Origin of the sequence: Thiomicrospira sp., assembly GCF_036568485.1 — a bacterium.
In the GTDB taxonomy this organism is placed as follows: domain Bacteria; phylum Pseudomonadota; class Gammaproteobacteria; order Thiomicrospirales; family Thiomicrospiraceae; genus Thiomicrospira.
Genome location: NZ_DATCSL010000120.1, coordinates 1 through 21,838, shown reverse-complemented (window position 1 = coordinate 21,838; position 21,838 = coordinate 1). Strand labels below are relative to the sequence as shown.

20 protein-coding genes, 3 tRNA genes and 1 pseudogene are annotated in these 21,838 nt (G+C 44.2%); 3 read left to right on the top strand and 21 right to left on the bottom strand.

Going from position 1 to position 21,838, the window contains the following annotated elements; genetic code table 11:
* Nucleotides 1-61 precede the first annotated feature (61 nt).
* From lon to tig, 4 genes are all read right to left on the bottom strand, one after another.
* The gene (lon, locus tag VIM91_RS11170) at nucleotides 62-2,458 is read right to left on the bottom strand and encodes an endopeptidase La (protein WP_414719648.1); all 2,397 of its coding nucleotides are present in this window, start codon (nucleotides 2,456-2,458) and stop codon (nucleotides 62-64) included.
* Nucleotides 2,459-2,553: 95 nt separating this feature from the next.
* Nucleotides 2,554-3,804, bottom strand: coding sequence for an ATP-dependent Clp protease ATP-binding subunit ClpX (clpX, locus tag VIM91_RS11165; RefSeq protein WP_331864890.1), 1,251 nt, complete (start codon nucleotides 3,802-3,804; stop codon nucleotides 2,554-2,556).
* A gap of 27 nt (nucleotides 3,805-3,831) precedes the next feature.
* Nucleotides 3,832-4,434, bottom strand: a complete 603-nt coding sequence (gene clpP, locus VIM91_RS11160) for an ATP-dependent Clp endopeptidase proteolytic subunit ClpP (RefSeq protein WP_331864889.1) — start codon at nucleotides 4,432-4,434, stop codon at nucleotides 3,832-3,834.
* Nucleotides 4,435-4,580: 146 nt separating this feature from the next.
* Nucleotides 4,581-5,894, bottom strand: a complete 1,314-nt coding sequence (gene tig, locus VIM91_RS11155) for a trigger factor (protein WP_331864888.1) — start codon at nucleotides 5,892-5,894, stop codon at nucleotides 4,581-4,583.
* Nucleotides 5,895-6,134: 240 nt separating this feature from the next.
* Here tig and VIM91_RS11150 point away from each other — a divergent pair, with 240 nt between their 5' ends.
* A complete protein-coding gene (locus VIM91_RS11150) occupies nucleotides 6,135-6,353 on the top strand; it encodes a DUF2892 domain-containing protein (RefSeq protein WP_331864887.1) in 219 nt (72 codons plus the stop codon).
* 65 nt (nucleotides 6,354-6,418) lie between these two features.
* Here VIM91_RS11150 and VIM91_RS11850 read toward each other — a convergent pair whose 3' ends face one another.
* From VIM91_RS11850 to VIM91_RS11130, 5 genes and pseudogenes are all read right to left on the bottom strand, one after another.
* On the bottom strand, nucleotides 6,419-7,495 hold the full coding sequence (locus tag VIM91_RS11850; RefSeq protein ID WP_414719647.1) for an ATP-binding cassette domain-containing protein: 1,077 nt from the start codon (nucleotides 7,493-7,495) through the stop codon (nucleotides 6,419-6,421).
* A pseudogene (locus VIM91_RS11845) lies at nucleotides 7,475-8,359 on the bottom strand (ABC-F family ATP-binding cassette domain-containing protein); the annotation flags it as partial. The pseudogene VIM91_RS11845 and the gene VIM91_RS11850, both read right to left, overlap by 21 nt.
* Nucleotides 8,360-8,365: 6 nt before the next feature.
* Entirely contained in the window at nucleotides 8,366-9,082 is a 717-nt protein-coding gene (gene lolD / locus VIM91_RS11140; RefSeq protein ID WP_331864885.1) for a lipoprotein-releasing ABC transporter ATP-binding protein LolD, read from the bottom strand.
* The gene (locus VIM91_RS11135; protein ID WP_331864884.1) at nucleotides 9,075-10,328 is read right to left on the bottom strand and encodes a lipoprotein-releasing ABC transporter permease subunit; all 1,254 of its coding nucleotides are present in this window, start codon (nucleotides 10,326-10,328) and stop codon (nucleotides 9,075-9,077) included. Before VIM91_RS11135 ends, lolD begins: the two co-directional genes overlap by 8 nt.
* A 20-nt stretch (nucleotides 10,329-10,348) precedes the next feature.
* The gene (locus tag VIM91_RS11130; protein WP_331864883.1) at nucleotides 10,349-10,987 is read right to left on the bottom strand and encodes a trimeric intracellular cation channel family protein; all 639 of its coding nucleotides are present in this window, start codon (nucleotides 10,985-10,987) and stop codon (nucleotides 10,349-10,351) included.
* A 123-nt stretch (nucleotides 10,988-11,110) separates the two neighbouring features.
* On the opposite strand from VIM91_RS11130, the gene mfd reads away from it, so the two are divergent.
* Together mfd and VIM91_RS11120 are read left to right on the top strand one after the other, a co-directional pair.
* The gene (gene mfd, locus VIM91_RS11125) at nucleotides 11,111-14,635 is read left to right on the top strand and encodes a transcription-repair coupling factor (RefSeq protein ID WP_331864882.1); all 3,525 of its coding nucleotides are present in this window, start codon (nucleotides 11,111-11,113) and stop codon (nucleotides 14,633-14,635) included.
* Nucleotides 14,636-14,642: 7 nt separating this feature from the next.
* Nucleotides 14,643-15,281, top strand: coding sequence for a CsiV family protein (locus VIM91_RS11120; RefSeq protein WP_331864881.1), 639 nt, complete (start codon nucleotides 14,643-14,645; stop codon nucleotides 15,279-15,281).
* Nucleotides 15,282-15,358: 77 nt separating this feature from the next.
* Here the strand turns inward: VIM91_RS11120 and minE are convergent, their stop codons facing one another.
* The 12 genes from minE to pgsA form a co-directional block, all read right to left on the bottom strand.
* Entirely contained in the window at nucleotides 15,359-15,619 is a 261-nt protein-coding gene (minE, locus tag VIM91_RS11115) for a cell division topological specificity factor MinE (RefSeq protein ID WP_331864880.1), read from the bottom strand.
* A gap of 2 nt (nucleotides 15,620-15,621) precedes the next feature.
* On the bottom strand, nucleotides 15,622-16,434 hold the full coding sequence (gene minD, locus VIM91_RS11110) for a septum site-determining protein MinD (protein WP_331864879.1): 813 nt from the start codon (nucleotides 16,432-16,434) through the stop codon (nucleotides 15,622-15,624).
* A gap of 69 nt (nucleotides 16,435-16,503) precedes the next feature.
* On the bottom strand, nucleotides 16,504-17,187 hold the full coding sequence (gene minC, locus VIM91_RS11105) for a septum site-determining protein MinC (RefSeq protein WP_331864878.1): 684 nt from the start codon (nucleotides 17,185-17,187) through the stop codon (nucleotides 16,504-16,506).
* A gap of 42 nt (nucleotides 17,188-17,229) precedes the next feature.
* Nucleotides 17,230-17,805, bottom strand: a complete 576-nt coding sequence (locus VIM91_RS11100) for a YqiA/YcfP family alpha/beta fold hydrolase (RefSeq protein ID WP_331864877.1) — start codon at nucleotides 17,803-17,805, stop codon at nucleotides 17,230-17,232.
* Between the two features lie 60 nt (nucleotides 17,806-17,865).
* The gene (locus VIM91_RS11095; RefSeq protein ID WP_331864876.1) at nucleotides 17,866-18,762 is read right to left on the bottom strand and encodes a DMT family transporter; all 897 of its coding nucleotides are present in this window, start codon (nucleotides 18,760-18,762) and stop codon (nucleotides 17,866-17,868) included.
* Nucleotides 18,763-18,841: 79 nt separating this feature from the next.
* Nucleotides 18,842-19,252 (bottom strand): HipA domain-containing protein, encoded by a 411-nt coding sequence (locus VIM91_RS11090; protein ID WP_331864875.1) that lies wholly within the window; start codon nucleotides 19,250-19,252, stop codon nucleotides 18,842-18,844.
* The gene (locus VIM91_RS11085) at nucleotides 19,161-20,138 is read right to left on the bottom strand and encodes a type II toxin-antitoxin system HipA family toxin (RefSeq protein ID WP_331864874.1); all 978 of its coding nucleotides are present in this window, start codon (nucleotides 20,136-20,138) and stop codon (nucleotides 19,161-19,163) included. The genes VIM91_RS11090 and VIM91_RS11085 overlap by 92 nt, the downstream gene beginning before the upstream one ends.
* Before the next feature lie 4 nt (nucleotides 20,139-20,142).
* A complete protein-coding gene (locus tag VIM91_RS11080; protein ID WP_331864873.1) occupies nucleotides 20,143-20,493 on the bottom strand; it encodes a helix-turn-helix domain-containing protein in 351 nt (116 codons plus the stop codon).
* Nucleotides 20,494-20,729: 236 nt separating this feature from the next.
* Nucleotides 20,730-20,816, bottom strand: a tRNA-Leu gene (locus tag VIM91_RS11075).
* Between the two features lie 27 nt (nucleotides 20,817-20,843).
* Nucleotides 20,844-20,917: transfer RNA gene (locus VIM91_RS11070), tRNA-Cys, on the bottom strand.
* A gap of 5 nt (nucleotides 20,918-20,922) precedes the next feature.
* Nucleotides 20,923-20,998 (bottom strand) — tRNA-Gly (locus tag VIM91_RS11065).
* A gap of 66 nt (nucleotides 20,999-21,064) precedes the next feature.
* Complete coding sequence (gene pgsA / locus VIM91_RS11060) at nucleotides 21,065-21,628, bottom strand: CDP-diacylglycerol--glycerol-3-phosphate 3-phosphatidyltransferase (protein ID WP_331864872.1); 564 nt, start codon at nucleotides 21,626-21,628, stop codon at nucleotides 21,065-21,067.
* Between the last annotated feature and the right edge of the window lie 210 nt (nucleotides 21,629-21,838).

Here is a 21,838-nt window from a genome sequence, read left to right as displayed (position 1 = left end):
CTCAAGCATTTATAGCAACAGCGAGCCCTCTATGTCAAGGCATAGGCGCGCAATTTCGTCATTAATGTGGCTTTCGTTCCTCTAAAACGACATTTTCAAGTGTCGCCTCGGCTACAGGCTGAATGCTAGATTGTTTTTCAACGAGAGGAGTAGGCTTAATTGTTAAGGCCTCTTCTAATACCTCTTCAATCCAATGAACAGGTTTAATATTCAGCTGTGACGTAATTTCTGTTGAAATATCAGCTAAATCGCGCACATTGTCATAAGGAATCAACACGGTTTTAATTCCGCCTCTTAACGCCGCCAACAACTTCTCTTTAAGCCCACCAATCGGTAATACCTCACCTCGCAACGTAATTTCACCTGTCATGGCGACATCAGCACGCACTGGGATTTGCGTTAAGGCTGAGGTAATCGCTGTACAAACCGCAATACCCGCACTCGGGCCATCTTTCTTGATCGCGCCTTCCGGAAAGTGCAAATGTAGATCTAACTTTTCATAGAAGTCCGCTTGCAAACCAAAATCGGCTGAACGGCTCCGAATCACACTCATCGCCGCCTTAACTGATTCTGACATTACACTACCTAACTGCCCGGTACTGTCTAGCTTGCCTTTACCAGGCATGACTGTGGCTTCTATGCGCAACAAATCACCACCTACTCGAGTCCAAGCCAGGCCTGTCACCTGACCAATACGATTTTTATCGTCGGCCAAACCGAAACGGTATTTAGCCACACCCAAGTAAGCTTCCAAGTCCGCCTTATCGACCTTAATCAATCCTGTCTTAGAGCCATCAACCAACTGTTTAACCGCTTTACGACAAATCTTAGCTAACGAGCGATCCAACGAACGTACGCCCGCCTCTCTGGTGTAAACCTGAATTATGTCTTTAATCGCCTGCTCTGTAACTTCAAGCTCACCCGCTTTTAAACCGTGGTCTTTAATTTGTCTTGGCAATAAATGCTGCATCGCAATATTAATCTTCTCAGGCTCGGTGTAACCCGCCAAATTAATAATCTCCATACGATCCAACAAGGCTTCAGGGATATCCATTGAGTTTGAAGTCGCGACAAACATCACATCCGACAAATCATAATCCACTTCAAGATAATGATCGTTAAAGCTGGCATTTTGTTCTGGATCGAGTACCTCTAACAAGGCGCTGGCTGGGTCGCCACGCGAATCACTCGCCATCTTATCGACTTCATCTAACAAAAACAGCGGGTTCTTTGTACCCGCATTGGCCATTTTCTGAATAATTTTGCCTGGTAATGCACCAATATAAGTTTTTCGATGACCACGAATTTCAGCCTCGTCTCTTACACCACCTAACGACATACGCACATATTTACGGTTGGTTGCCTCTGCAATTGAGCGAGCCAAAGTGGTTTTACCCACACCGGGCGGGCCAACTAAACATAGGATCGGACCTTTAATTTTTTTTACACGCTGCTGCACGGCAAGATACTCAACAATACGCTCTTTGACCTTTTCTAAGCCATAATGCTGCTGATCCAAAATCGTTTCTGCACGCGCCAAATCTTTAGAAACTCGCGAACGTTTTTTCCAAGGTACACTCACCAACCAATCTAAATAATTACGAATCACATTGGCCTCAGCCGATTGAGCCTGCATTTGTTTTAGTTTACGCAACTCAGCCTGAGCTTTTGCTAAAACCTCGGCTGACATACCGGCTGCATTAATCTTAGTTTCCAGACGGCTTAAGTCATCTTCGCCCTCTTCTCCTTGACGTAACTCCTTATGAATCGCTTTGATTTTTTCATTCAAATAATATTCACGCTGTGTTTTATCAATCTGGCTTTTGACACGCATCGTAATGCGTTTTTCAGATTCAATGAGCTCGATATCTTCTTCAACATAAGCCAACAAACCTTCCAAGCGTGCATTTACCGACACCAAAGATAAAAGCGATTGTTTACGCTCAATACCCAAGTTCATATTAGCGCCAACGAGATCTACTAACCGATTTGCATCATGCGTTTTCTCAATGGTATCTTTGACTTCTGTTGGGAGTTTTTTACGCAACTCAGCCAAGTGCTGAAAACGCTCACGCAATAAGCTCGTTAACGCCCGTGTTTCAGCATCGGGTCCAGAATCCATATCTAAAGCCGCAATATCAGCTTCTAAAAATTCACCGTCTGTATGTAAATTTAACAACTCAAAACGTTGCACACCTTCAACCAGAACCTTAACGGTGCCATCCGGCAATTTTAGAGTTTGCAGTATGTTCGCAAGGGTGCCAACTGAATATAAGTCATCCCGTGTAGGATCTTCGAGCTCTGGGCTTTTTTGAGCAATTAAAAATAATTGACGATCACGTTTCTGCGCTTCATAAACCGCATTAATGGATTTCTCACGCCCTACAAATAACGGCATCACCGATCCAGGGAAAACCACAACATCACGCAGTGGCATAATCAATACTTTCATTTTCATCGCGACTTGTTCTATGTCCATAAGCTCTCTTTTTAGAATAAAAAACCCAGACGAGGCTGGGCTTTAAACAAATAAACACACGTAGCGTGCAACCTTTACTCGCTCGCGGCTTTTGCAACGTCTGAGTAAACCATCATAGGTGGTTTTTTTCCTTGTACAACGGCTTTATTGATCACAACCTTTTCTACATTTTTCATACTCGGCAAGTCATACATTGTATCAAGTAGAATCTGCTCTAAAATCGACCTCAAACCACGCGCACCTGTTTTACGGGCGATCGCTAATCTTGCTATTTCTATAAGGGCATCTTTACGGAATTCAAGTTCAGCCCCCTCCAGCTCAAACATTTTTTGAAACTGTTTGATTAACGCATTTTTTGGCTCTGTCAGGATTTGAATTAAGGCTTTCTCATCTAACTCAGTTAAAGCCGCAATGACGGGTAAGCGCCCAACAAACTCAGGAATCAAACCATATTTAGTTAAATCTTCCGGTTCAATACTGGCAAATTTTTCGGTTAAAGTTTTAACTTTATCAGCTGATTTCACTTCAGCGGAAAAACCAATTCCCATATTTTTTTCGGTACGCTGTTCAATGATTTTATCCAAACCTTCAAACGCGCCACCCACAATAAATAGAATTTTTGAGGTATCCACATAAATCATTTCTTGATTCGGGTGTTTACGTCCACCTTGGGGTGGCACCGCAGCCTGAGTGCCTTCAATTAATTTTAATAACGCTTGTTGCACACCCTCACCCGACACATCACGTGTAATCGAGGGGTTTTCTGACTTACGGGTAATTTTATCAATTTCATCAATATAAATAATGCCACGCTCAGCCTTCTGTGGGTCGTTATCGCAACGTTGTAAAAGCTTCAATACAATGCTCTCTACATCCTCACCCACATAACCAGCTTCTGTCAGAGTCGTCGCATCCGCGATTGCAAAAGGCACATCAAGCAATCTAGCCATGGTTTGAGCAAGTAAGGTTTTACCTGAACCAGTTGGACCAATCAACAATATATTACTCTTGGTCAACTCAACCTCATCACCTGAGTTTGCGTTCTGTAACCGTCTATAATGATTGTAAACGGCAACAGACAATACTTTTTTGGCACGATCTTGTCCGATTACATAATCATTCAAAATATGGCTAATTTCATGTGGTGTTGGCAAATGATCTAAGTCGAAAGTTGCATCAACTTCTTCACCAAACTCTTCGTGCAAAATGTCATTACATAAGTCCACACACTCATCGCAAATATAAACCGAAGGGCCAGCAATCAGCTTACGAACTTCCTCTTGGCTTTTGCCACAAAACGAGCAATATAAAATTTTATCTGCCATAGGTTCCTCTCCACCCCCAATCATTTATTAGCGGTTCTGTAAAACTTGATCAATCAAACCGTACTCTTTCGCACGCTCTGCGCTCATAAAATTATCACGGTCTGTATCATTTTCAATCACTTCCAAAGGCTGCCCGGTATTTTCAGCCAGGGCACGATTTAACTTGTCTTTAATATGCAAGATTTCCTTAGCGTGAATTTCGAAATCACTCGCCTGACCTTGAAAGCCACCTAAAGGCTGGTGAATCATGACTCTTGAGTTAGGCAAAGCAAAACGTTTACCTTTTGCACCAGCGGCCAACAAAAACGACCCCATACTCGCGGCTTGACCTAAACACATCGTCGATACATCTGGTTTAATAAAACGCATAGTATCGTATATAGCCATCCCTGCGGTCACACTCCCACCGGGTGAGTTAATATAGAGATGAATATCTTTGTCTGGATTCTCCGACTCAAGGAACAGCATCTGCGCCACGATCAAGTTTGCCATGTGGTCTTCAACCTGACCCACTAAAAATATCACTCGCTCTTTAAGCAATCTTGAAAAAATATCGTAAGAACGTTCACCACGGCTGGTCTGCTCAACCACCATCGGAACTAACGCATTACTGATTACCGAGTTATCCATTCACTACCTCAACTTTAATAAATCTACCATGTAGGCCTATATTAGCGTTTTATGACACTAAAAAAAACTAAACCCCGTGACAAATTGCAAAAACAACTCATCACGAGGTTTAATTAAACGGCTAAGTCTTTTTAAAAGCGGATTAATTAACCTGCGTTACTCACCACTTCATCAAACGCTTTTTTGACTTCTTTAACTTTAGCTTCATCTAAAATCTTTTTAGCCACCGCCGACTCAACAAGGATCGAACGTACTTCGTTTAAACGACCTGGGTTTTTAGCATACCATTCTTTAATTTCATTTGGATCTTCGTAAGTTGACGCCTGATCTTCAATAAAGGCCGTGATATCTTCGTCTGACGCTTTAATTTCGTGCGCACGAATAATGTCACCAATAACTAATCCTAGTTTGACACGCTTTTTCGCTTCATCAGCAAACAAATCAGCCGTCATACCAGACATTTGGCCTTTTGGCATACCCTGCTGTTCCATACGTTGCTGATATTGTTCAAGCATAGCTTGAGACTCTTGCGCTACTAACGCCGCGGGAACTTGTACATCAACCTCTTGCTCTAATGCATCAAATGCCGCCTGACGGTTGCGTGCATCTAAGGTACGCTTTAATTCACGCTCCATGTTCTCACGAATTTCTTTACGTAAGGTTTCTTCTTTGCCATCTTCAATACCGAAAGACTGGATAAATTCTTCATCCATTTCAGGTAATTGTTTAGTTTGTACAGAATGCACCGTAATATCGAACTGCGCTGTTTTACCTTTTAGGTTTTCAGCTTGATACTCTTCAGGGAAGGTTACGTCGATGGTTTTGGTTTCGCCTTTTTTCATGCCGATAATGCCATCTTCAAAACCAGGAATCATACGACCACTACCAAGCTCTAATGGTACATTTTCAGCTTTACCACCTTCGAACTCAACACCGTCAAGTTTACCAACAAAGTCGATAATCACTTGCTCGCCTGACTTCGCTTTTTTAGCCGCGCCAGCTGGCTTCCATGCCGAACGCTGCTCACGCAAGCGTGTAATCATTTTTTCAACATCGGCATCGGTCACTTCTGATTTCAAAGTTTCTACTTTGATTCCACTGAATGCAGGTAAGGTAATTTCAGGGTAAACATCAAAACGAGCCGTGAAGTTAATTTCGCCATCGGTTACTTTCACTTCATCGATTTCTGGGTAACCCGCTACTTGTAGGTTTTCTTTATCTGCCGCGTCGAAGAAAGCATAGTGAACGGCTTCACCTAAAAGCTCTTGACGAACTTGCGCATCGTAACGTTTTTTAACCATGCCCATTGGCACCTTACCTGGGCGAAAACCGTCCATTTTCACGGTACGGCGCATTTCGGCTAAACGCTTATCAACTTTTGCGTCTAATTCAGTCGACGGGAAAGTGACCGTGATCTTGTGCTCTAGGCCTTGTTCAGGTTTCTCAACAGATACTTGCATACAAATTCTCAAATCTCGTTAAATTCAAAATAAAGACACTCAACTCATCAACCCAGTTGGTGCACGTAATAAATAGTCCCAAAATTATACAGATCCCAATAAAAACAACAAGGAAAATCTCAACCAGGCCTGGTGGTTTAGAATATAAGCATTTCCTTATTTTCTTCACACGACTGGCTTATTTTCAGCTAAAATAATCGGGTTATTTTGCATTCGAATGAGTTAAAAAGGAAACACGTTATGAATATTGAAAGAGTAGTATTGTTTGTAGCAGGCAGCGTTGTATTAATCAGCTTGGCGCTAGGCACATGGGTTGGCCAGGCCTGGTTCCTATTAACGGCTTTCGTCGGGTTAAACCTGATTGTGTCTAGCTTGACGCGTTTTTGCCCAATGGTGATCATTTTGAAAAAATTTGGCCTAAAACACGGCTCGCCTTTCTTAAAAGATCCTGCCAAGTAATTCAAGCTGTTTTAGCAGATAACTCTACATGGCTATCTGCTTTTGCATCTCACAACAAACGCTAATTAATCATTTGCTTGAAATGATTGACTAATCGTTTCCACTTCTTCTTGCAACATCAACCATTCGGTTTCTACCTCATCCAAACTTGTTTGATATTCGGCTTGCTGTTTTAACAATTCGGCTAACTTTTCAGATTGCTCGGCAGCATAAATTGCATCATCCGCTAACTGTGAGTGCACCTCATCTAAAGCCGCTTGTAGTTTTACCAGTTGTTTATCCAACACCTCAAGCCGTTTGCGCTGAGTTCGAGTCGCATCCTGAACCTGCTTACGTAACTGAGCCGTTTGTTGGCGTTGTTCACGTTTGTTTTGGGAACTTTCGGTTGGCTTTCCTATGTCATCACCAACTCGGTTTTCTTCTTGTTTCTGCTGTTTTAATAAAGTTAAACGCTGCTGTAAATAGGCGTCCAAATCACCATGGAACAAACTTACACTTGCATCATGCACCCACCAGTACTGATCCACAATGCCGGCTAACAAATGTCGATCATGCGACACCACAATCAGCGCCCCGTCAAAACTCTGTAAAGCCTCATCTAAAGCATCACGAGAATCCATGTCCAAGTGATTGGTAGGTTCATCTAGGATAATTAAATTGGGTTTTAAATAAACAATCAAAGCCAAAGATAAGCGTGCTTTTTCACCGCCCGAAAATTGTTTGATCGGCGACAAAGCTTGTTCGTGACTAAAACCAAACCCACCTAAAAAATCACGCGCTTGCTGATCGGTCAGCTCAGGAAAATGCTTCAACATGGTTTGCAATGGCGTTTTGTCTAAATCCAACGACTCCACTTGATGCTGAGCAAAATAGCCCACCTTTAAACCTTTGCTATTAATAACTTTGCCTTGGTCAGGTTTCAGTTCATCCACAATGAGTTTTAAAAAGGTGGTTTTGCCACTGCCGTTTATGCCAACGAGACCGATTCGATCGCCTGCCCTTAATACCAAATCAACCTTATCCAACACCACCTTGCTGTCATAAGCAAAACTAACCTGCTCGATACGCATCATCGGATCAGGCAGGTGATCGGGGTTCATGAATTCAAAACGAAACGGATTAGTGGCTTGCAATGCTGCCACTTCTTCCATGCGCTCTAAAGCTTTGACTCGACTTTGAGCTTGCTTGGCTTTACTGGCTTTAGCTTTAAAGCGTGTGATAAAGGTTTTGAGATGCTGCATGCGCTGTTTTTGTTTATCATGCAGGGCTTGTTGCTGCATTAACTGCATACTGCGTTGACGTTCATAGGACGCAAAGTTGCCAGTATAAAGCTGAATACGCTGATCTTCCATCAAGGCAATACCGTTAACCACCTTGTCTAAAAAATGTCGATCATGCGAAATCAACAACACCGCGCCAGGATATTGCGCCAACCACTGTTCTAACCAAGCTACGGCTTCAATATCCAAATGGTTAGTGGGTTCGTCTAACAACAATAAATCAGAGCGTTGCATTAAGGCTTTGGCTAGTTTTAAACGTACCTGCCAACCACCAGAAAACTGCGTGACTAACTGCTCAAAATCGGCTTGCTCGAATCCCAAACCATATAATAATTGCTGGGCTTTTTGTGGAACTTCATAAGCTTGAATATGATCTAAACGGTCATGCAAACGCACCATCGCGTCTTGATCATTTTGTTCTTCAGCCTGCTTAAGATCGGTGACTAATTGGAAATAAAGCGTGTCGCCTGAGGTCACATAATCCAGCGCATTAAGCTGTTCGGTCACTTCAGATTGTTCGACATAACCTACTTGCCAACCGGCTGGCAACCCAATCGTTCCAGCATCCAAACTGATTTGACCTAAAATCGCTTTAAATAAGGTGGACTTCCCGACGCCATTGCGACCGATTAAACCGACTTTTTGACCAGGATTAAGCGTTAAACTCGCATTTTCTAATAAACACTTAACACCCGCATACAAGCTAACAGACTGAATAGATAACATAAGGCGCTAAACAGCCTTTGGTTCAAGAATCCGGCCGTCAACCAGTGTAATGGTTTCACCAATTTGCGCCGCTAGATCTAGATCGTGCGTCACGACCAACAAAGCCGTATCAAATTCATCATTTAAAGACAGCATCAACTCAAACACCTGCTCAGCCGATTTGGAATCCAAATTGCCGGTAGGCTCATCAGCCAAAATGCAACCAGGCCTGGTGATTAACGCACGCGCAATCGCAACACGTTGACGTTCGCCACCAGATAACTCAGCGGGTTTGTGCTGTAAACGATGGCCTAACCCAACCTGCTTTAATAATTCTACCGCCTGTTTCTCGGCGCTTGAGGCCGACTGTCGCGCCACTCTTAAAGGCAGCATGACATTTTCCAGCGCAGAGAGTTCAGCTAACAAATAATGGAATTGATACACAAAGCCCATATTTTGGTTACGCAAGATACCGCGTTTAGTTTCTGACAAGTTTGAAAAATCTTGCCCGGCCAACTTCACTTCGCCAGTAGTTGGTTTATCCAACCCCGCCAACAAATGCAACAAGGTACTTTTACCCGAACCGGACGCGCCGACGATGGCTTTGCGTTCACGTGCGTGCAACTCCAAATCAATACCTTGCAATACCTCGGTGTTGATCAGACCATCACGATAGGTTTTGCCCAGGTTTTTGGCTTGTAAAATAATATTTTGCTCGACTAAATTTGACTGTAAATTACTCATAACGCAATGCCTCCGCTGGTTGAATGCGAGAAGCTCGCCAGGCCGGATATAAAGTCGCCAACAAGGTCAATACAAAGGCTAAACCGGATACCGCCCACACATCTGACCACTCTAACTTAGAAGGCACTTCACTGATGTAATAAACATCTGCCGGGAAGAATTGGAAACCAAACAATTGCTCAATAAACGGAATAATCACATCAATATTCAACGACAAAGCCACCCCGCCGAGCAAGCCCAGCAGCGCCCCGATAATGCCAATCACCAATCCTTGAATCATAAAAATGGCTTGCACACTCAAGGGTGAGGCGCCGATGGTACGCAACACCGCGATGTCTTTTTGTTTATCCGTCACCACCATCACCATAGTCGAAACAATGTTAAATGCGGCCACCATGATAATCAGCGCCAACACAATAAACATCATGCGTTTTTCCATTTGAATCGCTTTAAAAAAGTTCGCGTGTTGCTGGGTCCAGTCTCGAACTGAATATTGACCTTCCAACATCTCAGCATAATCATTACGCACTTGGTGTACTAAAAACAGATCACTCAAGCGAAGCTGCAAACCACTCACTTCACCATCTCGGTATTTAAAGATTTTGGCGGCATCGTCTAAATGCAAAAACGCCATACCCGAATCATATTCATACATGCCGGCTTCAAATAAACCCACCACCGTTAAACGCTTAATTCTCGGCAACACTCCCATGGGCGAGACGCTGCCTTGTGGCGCAATTAAAGTGATGCGATCTCCCACCGTCACCGCCAGGTTTTGTGCCAAATCAAACCCCAACACAATGCCAAACTCACCGGTTTTCAAACTACCTAATGAACCAATCAGCATATTATCTTCAAGAGTGGACACTTGGCTTTCAAGCTCTGGCAAAATACCGCGCACCATTACACCCTTTACGCGATCATTATTGGTCAGCATGCCTTGTTCTTCAATGTTAGGTGCCGCACCCACCACTAATGGGTGCTGTTTGCTAATGTCGTAAATCTCTTTCCAATCACCCAAACGTTGATAACTTTCAGACAAGGTCATGTGGGCCGTCATGCCTAAAATGCGTTCACGCAGTTCATGTTGAAAACCATTCATAATCGACATCACGGTTATTAAGGCCATCACCCCTAAACCAATACCGATCATTGACGACATAGAAATAAAAGAGATAAAGCCATTGCGGCGTTTGGCGCGTATATAACGCAAACCCAGCAGCCATTCGAAAGGTAGTTTAAACATAATCACCCATTAGTTATTGTTTATTCTGACCGATTCTCTGATCGATTCAATGGTGCAAACACCGGTAAACTGTAATTTTTTTGAATCGCCAATACACGCAATCCAAACACCAATATAATCGCCAGTACACTGGCCAACTCACGACTCGGTAAATAATGAAAGCCTAACACTAAAACACTCGCCCCTAAAAAGGAAGCCGTAGCATAGATTTCTTTACGGAAAATCAGCGGCACTTCGCCCACCAAAACATCACGAATCACACCGCCAACCACACCGGTCATCACACCCGTCATAATCACGATCGGATCACTAAAACCAAGTTCAAAGGCCTTTTGTGCACCAATCACGGTAAACACCGCCAGCCCAAGCGCATCTAATATCAATAAAACCCGAACCGGCACATCGTAATAACGTGCATAAATAAACATGAAAATAGCGGAAGTCACAATTAAATAAATATAAATGGTTTGTTGCGTCCAAAAAACCGGTACATCCAAAATCAAATCCCGCAAAGTGCCACCACCGACTGCGGTCACCATAGCAATCACGATTGCACCAAATAAATCCAATTGTTTACGGCTAGCCGCCAGCAAGCCGGTGATCGCAAAAACCACCGTGCCTAATAAATCTAAATAATAAATTGCGCTTAAAAATGTCATAGTGGCGCAATTATACTCGTGCCCAAACAAAAACGCTGGCAAAAACCCGCTTTTTTGATGTCCATTCTTAGCTTATTTCAAGGTAGAATAAGATTTTTTTATCAGCGGAATCCATCAAGCGGCATGAGCCATCCCATTTCTTTACTCGAATTTGAATCCATCCCACTGAAAGCCACACGTTCGCACTGGGGGCCACTTAACTTAAGTGAGCAAGCATTAGCGATTGCCAAGCAAGCTAAACAAGCACCAGGCCTGGTGGTCGTATTATGTGCTGACAGCGCGCGAGCCAACGACATGATTGACCTGTTACGGTTTTTTGTGCCCACAGACTTCAAACTCCTACAGTTTCCAGAATGGGAAACCCTGCCTTATGATCGGTTTTCGCCGCATCAAGATATTATTTCTGAGCGCTTAAAAACCCTCTACGAACTGCCTAACACCCAGCAAGGCTTGTTAGTTATTCCGGTTAACACCTTACTGCAAAAACTCGCACCTTCAGCCTATATCCAGCAACACACCCTGCTATTAAAAACCGGCCAAACCTTAGATATGGCAAGCTTTGCTGAACAATTAGAAAGCCATGGTTATCAACGCGTTAGCCAAGTAATGGAACATGGTGAGTTTGCGATACGCGGCGCACTAATTGATTTATTTCCAATGGGTAGCAAGCAGCCGTTTCGGTTAGATTTATTTGATGACGAAATCGAATCCATTCGCCGTTTTGATGCGGATAACCAGCGCACGATTGATCAAATGGATCACATCGAACTCTTACCTGCGAAAGAATATGATTTTACCGAAAAAGGCATCGCCCAATTCCGTCATGCGTTTCGTGATGTATTTGGTGCCGAAGCACGCCAAAGTGGTGTTTATAAAAAAGTTAGCGATGCCGAAAACATTGGCGGGCTGGAATATTACCTGCCGTTATTCCATGAAAAAACCGCAACCTTGTTTGATTATTTCCCAGACGACACGCTGTTTTTTGATCAATCCAACTTAGAAGACGCGATTGACCAAAACTGGCATGACTTTAACGAACGTTACGAAATCGGCCGCCACAATCCAGATCACCCCTTATTAGCGCCGGATCAACTGATTTTAAATACCAGCGACACCTTAAGTCAGCTCAAACAATACCATCGTATCAGCCTACATACGCATGGTGATCAAACCAAGTTAACCACTCGTTTTGATACGCTTTTATTGCCCGACTTGAGTGTGCAAAATCATTCAGATTATCCAATGGCCAAACTCAAAGCCTTTTTGGATCGCTACGAAGGTCGAATTGCGTTTAGCGCTGAAAGCCTAGGTCGACGCGAAACCCTATTGAATCTGCTGGGTAAACATCAAATTCACCCCGAAACCTTTGATGACTGGTTGAACCTAGAGAAAACGCATACTGATTTAAAAGCACCAGGCCTGGTGGTCGCACCGCTGCAAGAATCCATCCACACACCTCAATTTAGCTTAATTGCCGAATCCGCTTTACTGGGTCAAACCGTGGCGCAAAAACGTCGCCGCAAAACCAAACACAATGAATTTGATCAAGCCATTACCCACCTGGTCGAACTCGAAATCGGCAGCCCGATTGTGCATTTGGATCACGGTGTGGGGCGCTACTTAGGTTTAGAACACATCAACCTACATGGCGAAAACCGCGAATTTTTGATGATTGAATATGCCGGTCACGACAAACTCTATGTGCCGGTGACCTCCTTACACTTAATCAGCCGTTACACCGGCGCCAGCGCCGAAACCGCGCCCCTGCATAAACTCGGCACCGACAAATGGGATAAAGCCAAACGCAAAGCCGCCGAAAAAGTGCGCGATGTGGCCGCCGAACTGCTTGATATCTATGCTCAACGCGAAGCCAAATCGGGTTACGCCTACACCCTAACCCAAGACGCTTATAGTCAGTTTTGCGCCGGTTTTCCGTTTGAAGAAACCGACGACCAACAACAAACCATCGAAGCCGTATTGCACGATATGCAAAGCCCGCGCCCGATGGATCGTTTGGTCTGTGGTGATGTCGGCTTTGGTAAAACCGAAGTCGCGATGCGCGCCGCCTTTGTCGCCGCTTATGCTGGCAAACAAGTGTCGGTTTTAGTGCCAACCACCCTATTGGCCAACCAACACGTCGAAAACTTCAGAAACCGTTTTGCCGATTGGCCGGTGCGGATTGAGGTGTTATCACGTTTCCAAACCGCAAAAGAACAAGCCAACATTTTGCAGGACTTGGCCGACAATAAAGTCGACATCATTATCGGCACCCATAAACTCATCCAAAAAGATGTGCAGTTTGCCAATTTGGGTTTAATTATTATCGACGAAGAACACCGATTTGGGGTGCGCCAAAAAGAACAGCTTAAAAAACTGCGCGCCGAAGTCGATGTGCTCACCATGACCGCCACCCCGATTCCGCGCACCCTTAATATGGCGATGAACGATTTACGTGATTTATCCATTATCGCTACCCCGCCGGCTAAACGTTTGGCCGTGCAAACCTTCGTGCAAGAATGGAATGAAGATACGGTTCGCGAAGCCTGTTTGCGAGAATTACGACGCGGCGGCCAAGTTTATCTATTGTTTAATCAGGTCGATAAAATAGAACGCATGGCCGAAGACATCGCGCTTCTCATACCCGAAGCACGCGTTGGTATTGCACACGGTCAAATGCATGAACGTGATTTGGAACGGGTCATGCAAGACTTCTACCATCGTCGATTCAATATTTTGGTTTGTACTACGATCATCGAAACCGGTATTGATGTGCCTACCGCTAACACCATTATCATTCACCGCGCCGATAAGTTTGGTTTAGCCCAGCTCCACCAATTGCGTGGACGTGTAGGTCGTTCGCATCACCGCGCTTACGCCTATATGTTTACTGGCGACAAAGCCATGATTACCGACGACGCCCACAAACGTCTCGATGCCATTGCCAAACACGACACCCTGGGCGCCGGTTTTATGCTGGCCAGTCACGATCTCGAAATTCGGGGTGCGGGTGAACTGCTGGGCGAAGGCCAGTCCGGCCAAATTCACGAAGTCGGTTTTGGGCTTTACAGCGAACTTTTAGAACGGGCGGTTAAAGCCCTAAGATCCGGCAAACAGCCTGAACTTAACGCCCCTTTAGACACCGGCTGCGAAGTCGATTTAGGATTTGCCGCATTAATTCCAGAAGACTATCTGCCCGACATTCACTCACGCCTGGTGTTTTATAAACGCATCGCCAGCGCCGAAGATGAAGCGGCGTTGCATGAACTTGAAATTGAAATGATTGATCGATTTGGTTTATTACCGCAACAAGTTAAAAACCTGTTTGATGCTACCCGCATTAAACTGATGGCCGAACCTTTAGGTATCAAGAAAATTGACGCCGGCCAAACTGAATGCCGGATTCAATTTAATGCTCAGCCGAACATTGACCCGGTTAAATTAATCCAATTAATTCAAACTCATCCAAAACGCTATAAGCTAAAAGGTCAAACGGAGTTAAAAGTTTTCGATACAATGCCTGAGATAGGTTTGCGCACTCAGGTTATTCAGTTTACGTTAGAAAGCCTGGCACCAGATAACACCGCCACCAACCTTAACGACTCACAGCCAAAAGCCGTTAAACCAGCCAAAGCAAAAAATAAAGGTTAAACCATTCATGAAAATACTTGTTATTGCCTTAACCAGTTTGATTAGTTGGTTACCGTTCCAAGTCTTAGCCGAAGAAGAAAAGTCGCCACCCCAAGTTCAAATTGAGGTGATTGTGTTCCAATCGCTCGCGTTGCGCGGCTGGACAGAAGAATATTGGCCGGACATTCTAGAATTACCCGATACCGAAAACGCCACCCACTTTAATGCGGCTGATGAGTATGCCACGCTTTTAAAAAACGAGTCTTTCACGCTAAACGAAGAAGTCGAAAAGATGACGACCGAAAAAGGCTATGATGTGCTTGCTCACTTTGCTTGGCAACAACCGGCTCTAGACAGAGAGAAAGCCTTACCTATTTTAATCGACCAATTTGTGCAACAGCGCCGCCTAGAATCCAGTATTTTATTTGGCACCATTCGCATGTATCAAGAACGTTTTTCGCACATCCAAGTTAATCTAGAAATTGACCGCCAAATCCCGCAAGCGGTGTTAGAACGCTTCACAGAACATCAACATTTAGATATTGATTGGATTACCGAAGGTTGGCGTTTTCAAATCAACGAATCACGCCGGGTGCGTTATGGCGAAATTCACTATTTGGATCACCCGATTTTTGGCGTATTAATCAAGGTGGATCGCGTTAAATAACGCTGACTCGCTGATTTTTCAACGCCCATAAAAAAACCACCAGGCCTGGTGGTTTTTTATGTTTAAACGCTTTTGCTTTAACGGCGAGAATCGGGCAATATTAAATTCAACTCTAACACCTCAAAGCCGTTTTCTTCGTCTAATGAAATCTGCAAGTTCTCATCATCAATATCCACGTATTTGGCAATCACCTGCAAAATTTCTTCGCGTAACTTCGGCAAATAATCCGGTGCTTTTGCTTGCAAACGCTCATGCGCGAGCAAGATTTGTAAGCGGTCACGAGCCTGTGCGGCCGACGGCTTTTTATTCTGCCCTAATAAATAGTCTAGTAATGCCATATCTACTTCCCAAACAGTTTCTTAAATAGGCTTTTATGCTCAACGGTTAAAAAACGCTGGGGTTTTTCTTCACCCAAAAAGCGATCTACAATATCTTTATACGCTTCAGAAGCATTGGTTTCCTCGTTCAGAATCACTGGAATACCCGCGTTTGAAGCCTGTAAAACCTCTTCCGACTCGGGTACAACGCCCAGCAAATCTACACTCAAAAGCTCCACCACATCTTGCATAGCCAGCATTTCACCTGCGGCCACACGGCTTGGGTTATAACGCGTCAAAATTAAATGTTCAACCACAGGCGCTTCACCATCAATCGCGCGCTTAGATTTAGCTTGTAGGATGCCTAGAATACGATCTGAGTCACGAACCGAAGATACCTCAGGATTCGTCACAATAATCGCTTCATCCGCATAATACAGGGCCAGTTGCGCGCCCTTTTCAATCCCAGCGGGTGAATCACAAATAATATAATCAAAGCCGTCGGCCTTCAGGTCATCAATCACCTTGCCAACACCTTCTAACGTCAACGCATCTTTATCACGTGTTTGTGAGGCCGCCAAAATGTATAGGTTAGGCGTTTTCTTGTCTTTAATTAACGCTTGCTTCAAGCTGGCTTCGCCTTGTACAACGTTGACAAAGTCATACACCACACGACGTTCACAGCCCATAATCAAGTCTAAATTGCGTAAGCCTACATCAAAGTCAATCACGGCGACTTTAAACCCTTTAAGCGCTAAACCGGCTGAAAAACTTGCACTGGTCGTGGTTTTGCCCACGCCACCCTTACCTGACGTTACTACGATGACTCGTGCCACAGTGACTCCTTTTGAAGCTCTTAAATATACAAAACATTATAATAAATATAACTGACAAAGTAAGAAACACTAGGCCAGCTTATTAAAAACCAATCGGTCGTTATGCAAACTGACTTCGACCCAGCCCTGCTTATATTCGGGCTTAATGTCTTCTGACATTTGATACATACCGGCAATGCAAACCATCTCAGCATCCAGGTTTTGCGCATAAATTCGCGCTTGGGTATTACCAGCGCTACCGGCAAATACCTTGCCTTTTACTGAACCGTAAATATGCACATGACCATCCGCCACTACTTCGGCGCCTGGGTTCACCGTGCCTTTAACAATTAAATCTCGACCTTGCGCATAAACCTGACGACCAGAACGAATCGCGCCCTCAATCATCAAGGCACCTTGATCAGCAGAAGCATTAGACGATGACGTTTTTGTGGTCTCTTCTGCCGCCCTGGCAACCGGTTCAAACACCGCCAAACCCGCATACTGGGCCTGTTGTCGAATCACGGCTTGCGAGGTTCTAACACCAATTGGCACCATTTGATTCTGGTGCAAAAAATCCACCAGTAAAGCTAAAAACATAGGTTCAAAGCCTTCTGTCTCGGGTTCGATCACAACGGGTAAACCATTAAAAAAATCGGGAGCTTGCGCAATACTTTGTTCTAACTGGCTTTTAACAAGTGCAATATCATCACTGTAAACCTTTAACACCGACAAAGATAAAACTGAGCCTTTTAAGGCCACCGCTTTGCTCATAATTTCAATCCAAAAAAGCTTTAAATAGACGATATTCTACCACTAATCCGCCTTTAAGAATTTAGCGAAAAAATCCAAAACGTTTTGATCATATTGTTCGATACCACGGAACCGATGGCCGCCGCCAGACGTGATGATCTGCTGTGCTTGCGGCAAATAATCCAACGCCAATTTTGCCTCCAACACTTCATCATCAAGTTGCTGCAATAACAACAGACGTTTTTGCAAAGACGGGCTGGGAGACGCCACGCGAAAAGTCGACAAACGCTCTAAATGCTCAGCTTGCCAAATAAAACGTGGCGACGCATCGGATTTATCCGCCCGCTTTAAGCCCGATTGTTGATCCCAAGGCGGAATCGCCGGATTAATTAACACCGCCGGTAGCTTGTATTTATGCGCCAGATAAATCGCAAAATAACCGCCTAAAGACGAACCAATCAAACCAACCTTTTCATGATGGCCAAGCGCTTGAATCAAATTATCTAACGTATGCACCGCTAAACGCGACTCCGTAGACAGGGTTGGCGTCAAAAACGCCTCACCCTCAAACAGTTTTTGATAATGACGCGCTTTTTCGCTTAAGCCATTTGAGCCATAGCCGTGAATGTATATCAGCATAAAACCAACAATTCGTTTTTATAATTAACCATATAAAGAGCGTAACATAACCATCTGCACTTATTCTTGTGGCACAGCGGGCGGTAAAGCCGGGCGTGTAATTAAAATACCGCCAATTAAAATCGGAATCACACCCAACATTTGCGACCAGGTAGGCAACTCATCCAACCAAAAATAAGCCAACACCAAGGTAAACAAAGGTGTCATCGCAGCTAAAGCGCTAGTTTTGGTGATCGAAATTCGATGTAACGCCTCCACCCAAAGCCATTTGCTTAAACCTAAAATCAGCACACCCACAATTAACAGCGGTAACCAAACCGATTGAATACTCGACCAATCCGGCCAACCTTCCAACCACCAGGCTAGCCCCAAAAGCACCGGAAACGCCACCAGGTTACGAAACCCCAACAAAGTCAAACTATCCACATGTAAGCGTGCGCGCTGCTGAAACCGATTCGCAATCGGCGCGACCATCGCTGCCAACAACACCAAACCATCGCCTATATTTAACTTAAAGTCTTCGGGGAACAATACCAAAATCGCGCCTATCATCATTAATAGCGCGCCCAGGCTATGAAAAAGCGATAACGGCTGACGCCCTAAAACATGAAAATAAAGATAAGCAAACAAAACCTGCAAAAACAAAATCACCGCCATATTACCGGCAGTAGTGGTTTGCAAACCTAAAAACACCAAGCTAAATAACAAGGTAATCCAAAGCGCCGTCATCCAAAGATCAAACTGCGCCCGGTTCTGCCATAAACGTCCCAAACGCCCATTTAACGCCAACAAACCAATAAACACCAACGAAGCCAAAAACGTCGCCAGCGCATAAGTGCTTAACGCACCCAAACTCGCCACCAACCCAATCGACAAAATCGGAAACCAAGCCTCGATTAAGGTCAAACTTAATACCGACGCCTCGCCCTTCCGCTCAGTTGAAAATTTAAACTTCATAAAATTTCATCGTTAAAAAGCCTCACATTTGCCTTACGGACACCAATTTTCTATTTATACGCTTAAAGCCTATAACCATTCATTTTCTAATCGGATTCAAGTCTTTCGAAAGCTTTTTCCAATGCGCCTGCAACACAGATCGGTGCGTTGCAGTCATCGGCAAGTCTTTTAATAAATCGGGCCAACGTGTTTGCGCTTTATCTAACGCATCCAACAAATGCACCCGTATCGCTGGCCATGGAACCTCAATGCGCTCAGCCCAAGTCTGAAAACTCTGCAGACTCATTTCATACCAATCTTTCTGTTTCGCCATATTCAAAGCCAGTGATCTCTCATTTTTAATAAAAGCTAAAGTCGTCACAATATCATAGGCGGGAGACAAGCGAGCCTGCCGAGTATCAGGGTAAATTAAAGACCAGTTTTTCAAATGCGCGTCGCTTATTGGCCAATAAAATATTCGCCAATAAGCGACGCGCCATTTGCTGAACATCTTCCAAACCTTGCGCACCCTGCTGATAAATAGCCGCCGCAATTTGTTCATAATTACGTTTGCTGTATTTATCCTGAGGATAAAGCTCAAACAGCTGTGCAAAATCTTCGGTATGCACCCGTTCAAATCCGGTATCCGTTTCCTTACGATCAAAGCGTTTTATCGCATAAGCCAGAGATTCATTTGGCAATTGAATATCCGGTAGATTCTCCAAGTCGGTTAGCTCAACCAATTTTATTTCTGGAATATCCACCCCAATCGCCTCGGCTAATTTCATGGCCGAATACTCATTTTTAGGCACATCTTTATGAAGAGTAGAAGGCGTTTTAATAATCCAACTATCCCCACCCGCTTCACTATTGAGGTTAAAACGACCCTCTTGATGGCTCGAAGAAAACTTCATCTGCACACCCGCCAAAGAAAACTTTTGGGCGGATCGATTCACCTCTATCTGCACGGGTTCACTGCGCTCGCGTGCCGCCAAAGCCCATGCCGGAATGTCACCCTTAGCAATCGGTTCTACCAAAAGCGCCCCCGGCAAATTGCGACCAGAGCAAGCCAATAAAGGAAATTCATCTTCCTTATGCACCTTCAAAGACGCCTCCATCCAATCGCGAAAAGACCCTTCTGGCAATAAATTAGATAATATCGGAGGTAATTTTTGAGCATGAATGAGCGGCTTAGTTAAATAAGTATCATCTAAAGTTTGAGTTAAGGTAAAAGTCGGTTTAATCGAACTGGGCAAAGCGCGATACTCAGGGTCAAACACCAAAATGTTCTTCCCGCCCGCATAATGGCTTAACACCCCAATACGTTGACCATGTAACGACAAAGACACCGCCTCTACCGATTCCAAAGGTCTAAACGCTTCAACTTGACTAGGCATCCGCTTAATCCTCAAGTCCCTTTAATACACGGTTCCAACGACTTTCTGATTCAGAATCTTTTTTAAACTCATCCGCTGAAAGCGAGCGGCTAGGGTTAGCGGACGCGGCATCAAAAGAAGTTGCATCAATAAGATTTTTTACCTCAGCCACCTGATCTCTAGGCACCAACATTAGCTCTAAATCCATCCCCTCCAACACACGCATCAAGGTTGATAAACGGGTATCACCGCCCGCTTCAATACGCTGATACTGTTGCTGAGACATACCAATTTTCATCAACATGTCTTTTTGGCTCAAATTCAAAGCTTCACGACGTTCACGTAACGATTGGGAGATTTCAAAAAGGGTTTTCATTAGCCAACATCCACTCAATAACAATAAACAACATATTAATTGTTAAAACAAAATAAAACAACATATTAATTGTTTAAGCTAAAGATTAACAACAGACTAGTTGTTAAGACCACCAGGCCTGGTGCGATTGGTTTAAAGCCATTTAAACAGCAAACGACAAAAAGGGTGGTATTAAAACCCGAGCTTTAAAACGAAAAAACCCCGTTGGTTTTATAACCGAACGGGGTTTTAGAATATGGTGCCCAGGGCCGGAGTCGAACCGGCACGGAGTTTCCTCCGAGGGATTTTAAGTCCCTTGCGTCTACCAATTTCGCCACCTGGGCGGTGACTTGTACATCTTGTATAACGAATGGAGGCAGAGCCCGGAATCGAACCGAGATCCACGGATTTGCAATCCGCTGTATAGCCATTCTACCACTCTGCCATACTTGGAGCGGGAAACGAGACTCGAACTCGCGACCCCAACCTTGGCAAGGTTGTGCTCTACCAACTGAGCTATTCCCGCTTTACAGTGGCGGTATTATAGGGGCTGGGGCTAAAACGTCAAGTATTATTTTGATGCTTTAAGTGATTAAAGCCCCGATTTTATCGCTGGCCAAGCGGCTTTGGCGTAGTTCCATAAAGACAGTACGGTTAAAAATGTCGCCACAATCAACAAGATAAGACCGAGTTCTACCCAAGGCACACCAAATAATTCGCCACCGTAAATTAAAAACGATAATGCAATTAATTGAAAGGTGGTTTTGTATTTGCCCATTTTAGATACCGCAACCACGTCACTTAGCTTGCTTTCCGCCATCCATTCACGCAAGGCTGACACGGCCATTTCGCGCATAATAATAATGATTGTCGCCAAAGTGACGATCCAGTTTTGGTAATCAACTGCGACCACCACTAAGGCCACTGCGACAATTAGTTTATCTGCAACTGGGTCTAAAAATGCACCAAAACGGCTGGTGGCTTGAAAACGACGCGCGAGATAGCCATCTAACCAATCGGTTAAGGCGGCAATCACAAAAATAACCATCGCACTAAAGTGAGCCATTTCAAATGGTAGGTAATACACCACTAAAAATACCGGAATCAGTAGAACTCGAATCCAGGTAATGGTCATGGGTAGTTGTTGGAGTGTCATAGTTTTCCTAGTCATATAAATTTATTAACGGAATTTTAGCACCCGCGCCATTAGCTGGCTATTCAATTTGCAAAATTAGAACCATTCAGCCGACATACCAACTCGTAAGTTTGGATATTTGTCATTTTCCATGCTATTAAAGGCGGAATCGAACAATAGGTTTTGACCAAACAGAATCTCAGATTTTATTTTTCGGTAACCCAATAACGT

Excerpts from the sequence above, each read along its gene's own strand:
- lon (WP_414719648.1), bottom strand. The coding sequence starts at position 2,458 with ATGAAAATGAAAGTATTGATTATGCCACTGCGTGATGTTGTGGTTTTC.
- clpX (WP_331864890.1), bottom strand. The coding sequence starts at position 3,804 with ATGGCAGATAAAATTTTATATTGCTCGTTTTGTGGCAAAAGCCAAGAG.
- clpP (WP_331864889.1), bottom strand. The coding sequence starts at position 4,434 with ATGGATAACTCGGTAATCAGTAATGCGTTAGTTCCGATGGTGGTTGAG.
- tig (WP_331864888.1), bottom strand. The coding sequence starts at position 5,894 with ATGCAAGTATCTGTTGAGAAACCTGAACAAGGCCTAGAGCACAAGATC.
- VIM91_RS11150 (WP_331864887.1), top strand. The coding sequence starts at position 6,135 with ATGAATATTGAAAGAGTAGTATTGTTTGTAGCAGGCAGCGTTGTATTA.
- lolD (WP_331864885.1), bottom strand. The coding sequence starts at position 9,082 with ATGAGTAATTTACAGTCAAATTTAGTCGAGCAAAATATTATTTTACAA.
- VIM91_RS11135 (WP_331864884.1), bottom strand. The coding sequence starts at position 10,328 with ATGTTTAAACTACCTTTCGAATGGCTGCTGGGTTTGCGTTATATACGC.
- VIM91_RS11130 (WP_331864883.1), bottom strand. The coding sequence starts at position 10,987 with ATGACATTTTTAAGCGCAATTTATTATTTAGATTTATTAGGCACGGTG.
- mfd (WP_331864882.1), top strand. The coding sequence starts at position 11,111 with ATGAGCCATCCCATTTCTTTACTCGAATTTGAATCCATCCCACTGAAA.
- VIM91_RS11120 (WP_331864881.1), top strand. The coding sequence starts at position 14,643 with ATGAAAATACTTGTTATTGCCTTAACCAGTTTGATTAGTTGGTTACCG.
- minE (WP_331864880.1), bottom strand. The coding sequence starts at position 15,619 with ATGGCATTACTAGACTATTTATTAGGGCAGAATAAAAAGCCGTCGGCC.
- minC (WP_331864878.1), bottom strand. The coding sequence starts at position 17,187 with ATGAGCAAAGCGGTGGCCTTAAAAGGCTCAGTTTTATCTTTGTCGGTG.
- VIM91_RS11100 (WP_331864877.1), bottom strand. The coding sequence starts at position 17,805 with ATGCTGATATACATTCACGGCTATGGCTCAAATGGCTTAAGCGAAAAA.
- VIM91_RS11095 (WP_331864876.1), bottom strand. The coding sequence starts at position 18,762 with ATGAAGTTTAAATTTTCAACTGAGCGGAAGGGCGAGGCGTCGGTATTA.
- VIM91_RS11090 (WP_331864875.1), bottom strand. The coding sequence starts at position 19,252 with ATGTTCAGCAAATGGCGCGTCGCTTATTGGCGAATATTTTATTGGCCA.
- VIM91_RS11085 (WP_331864874.1), bottom strand. The coding sequence starts at position 20,138 with ATGCCTAGTCAAGTTGAAGCGTTTAGACCTTTGGAATCGGTAGAGGCG.
- VIM91_RS11080 (WP_331864873.1), bottom strand. The coding sequence starts at position 20,493 with ATGAAAACCCTTTTTGAAATCTCCCAATCGTTACGTGAACGTCGTGAA.
- pgsA (WP_331864872.1), bottom strand. The coding sequence starts at position 21,628 with ATGACACTCCAACAACTACCCATGACCATTACCTGGATTCGAGTTCTA.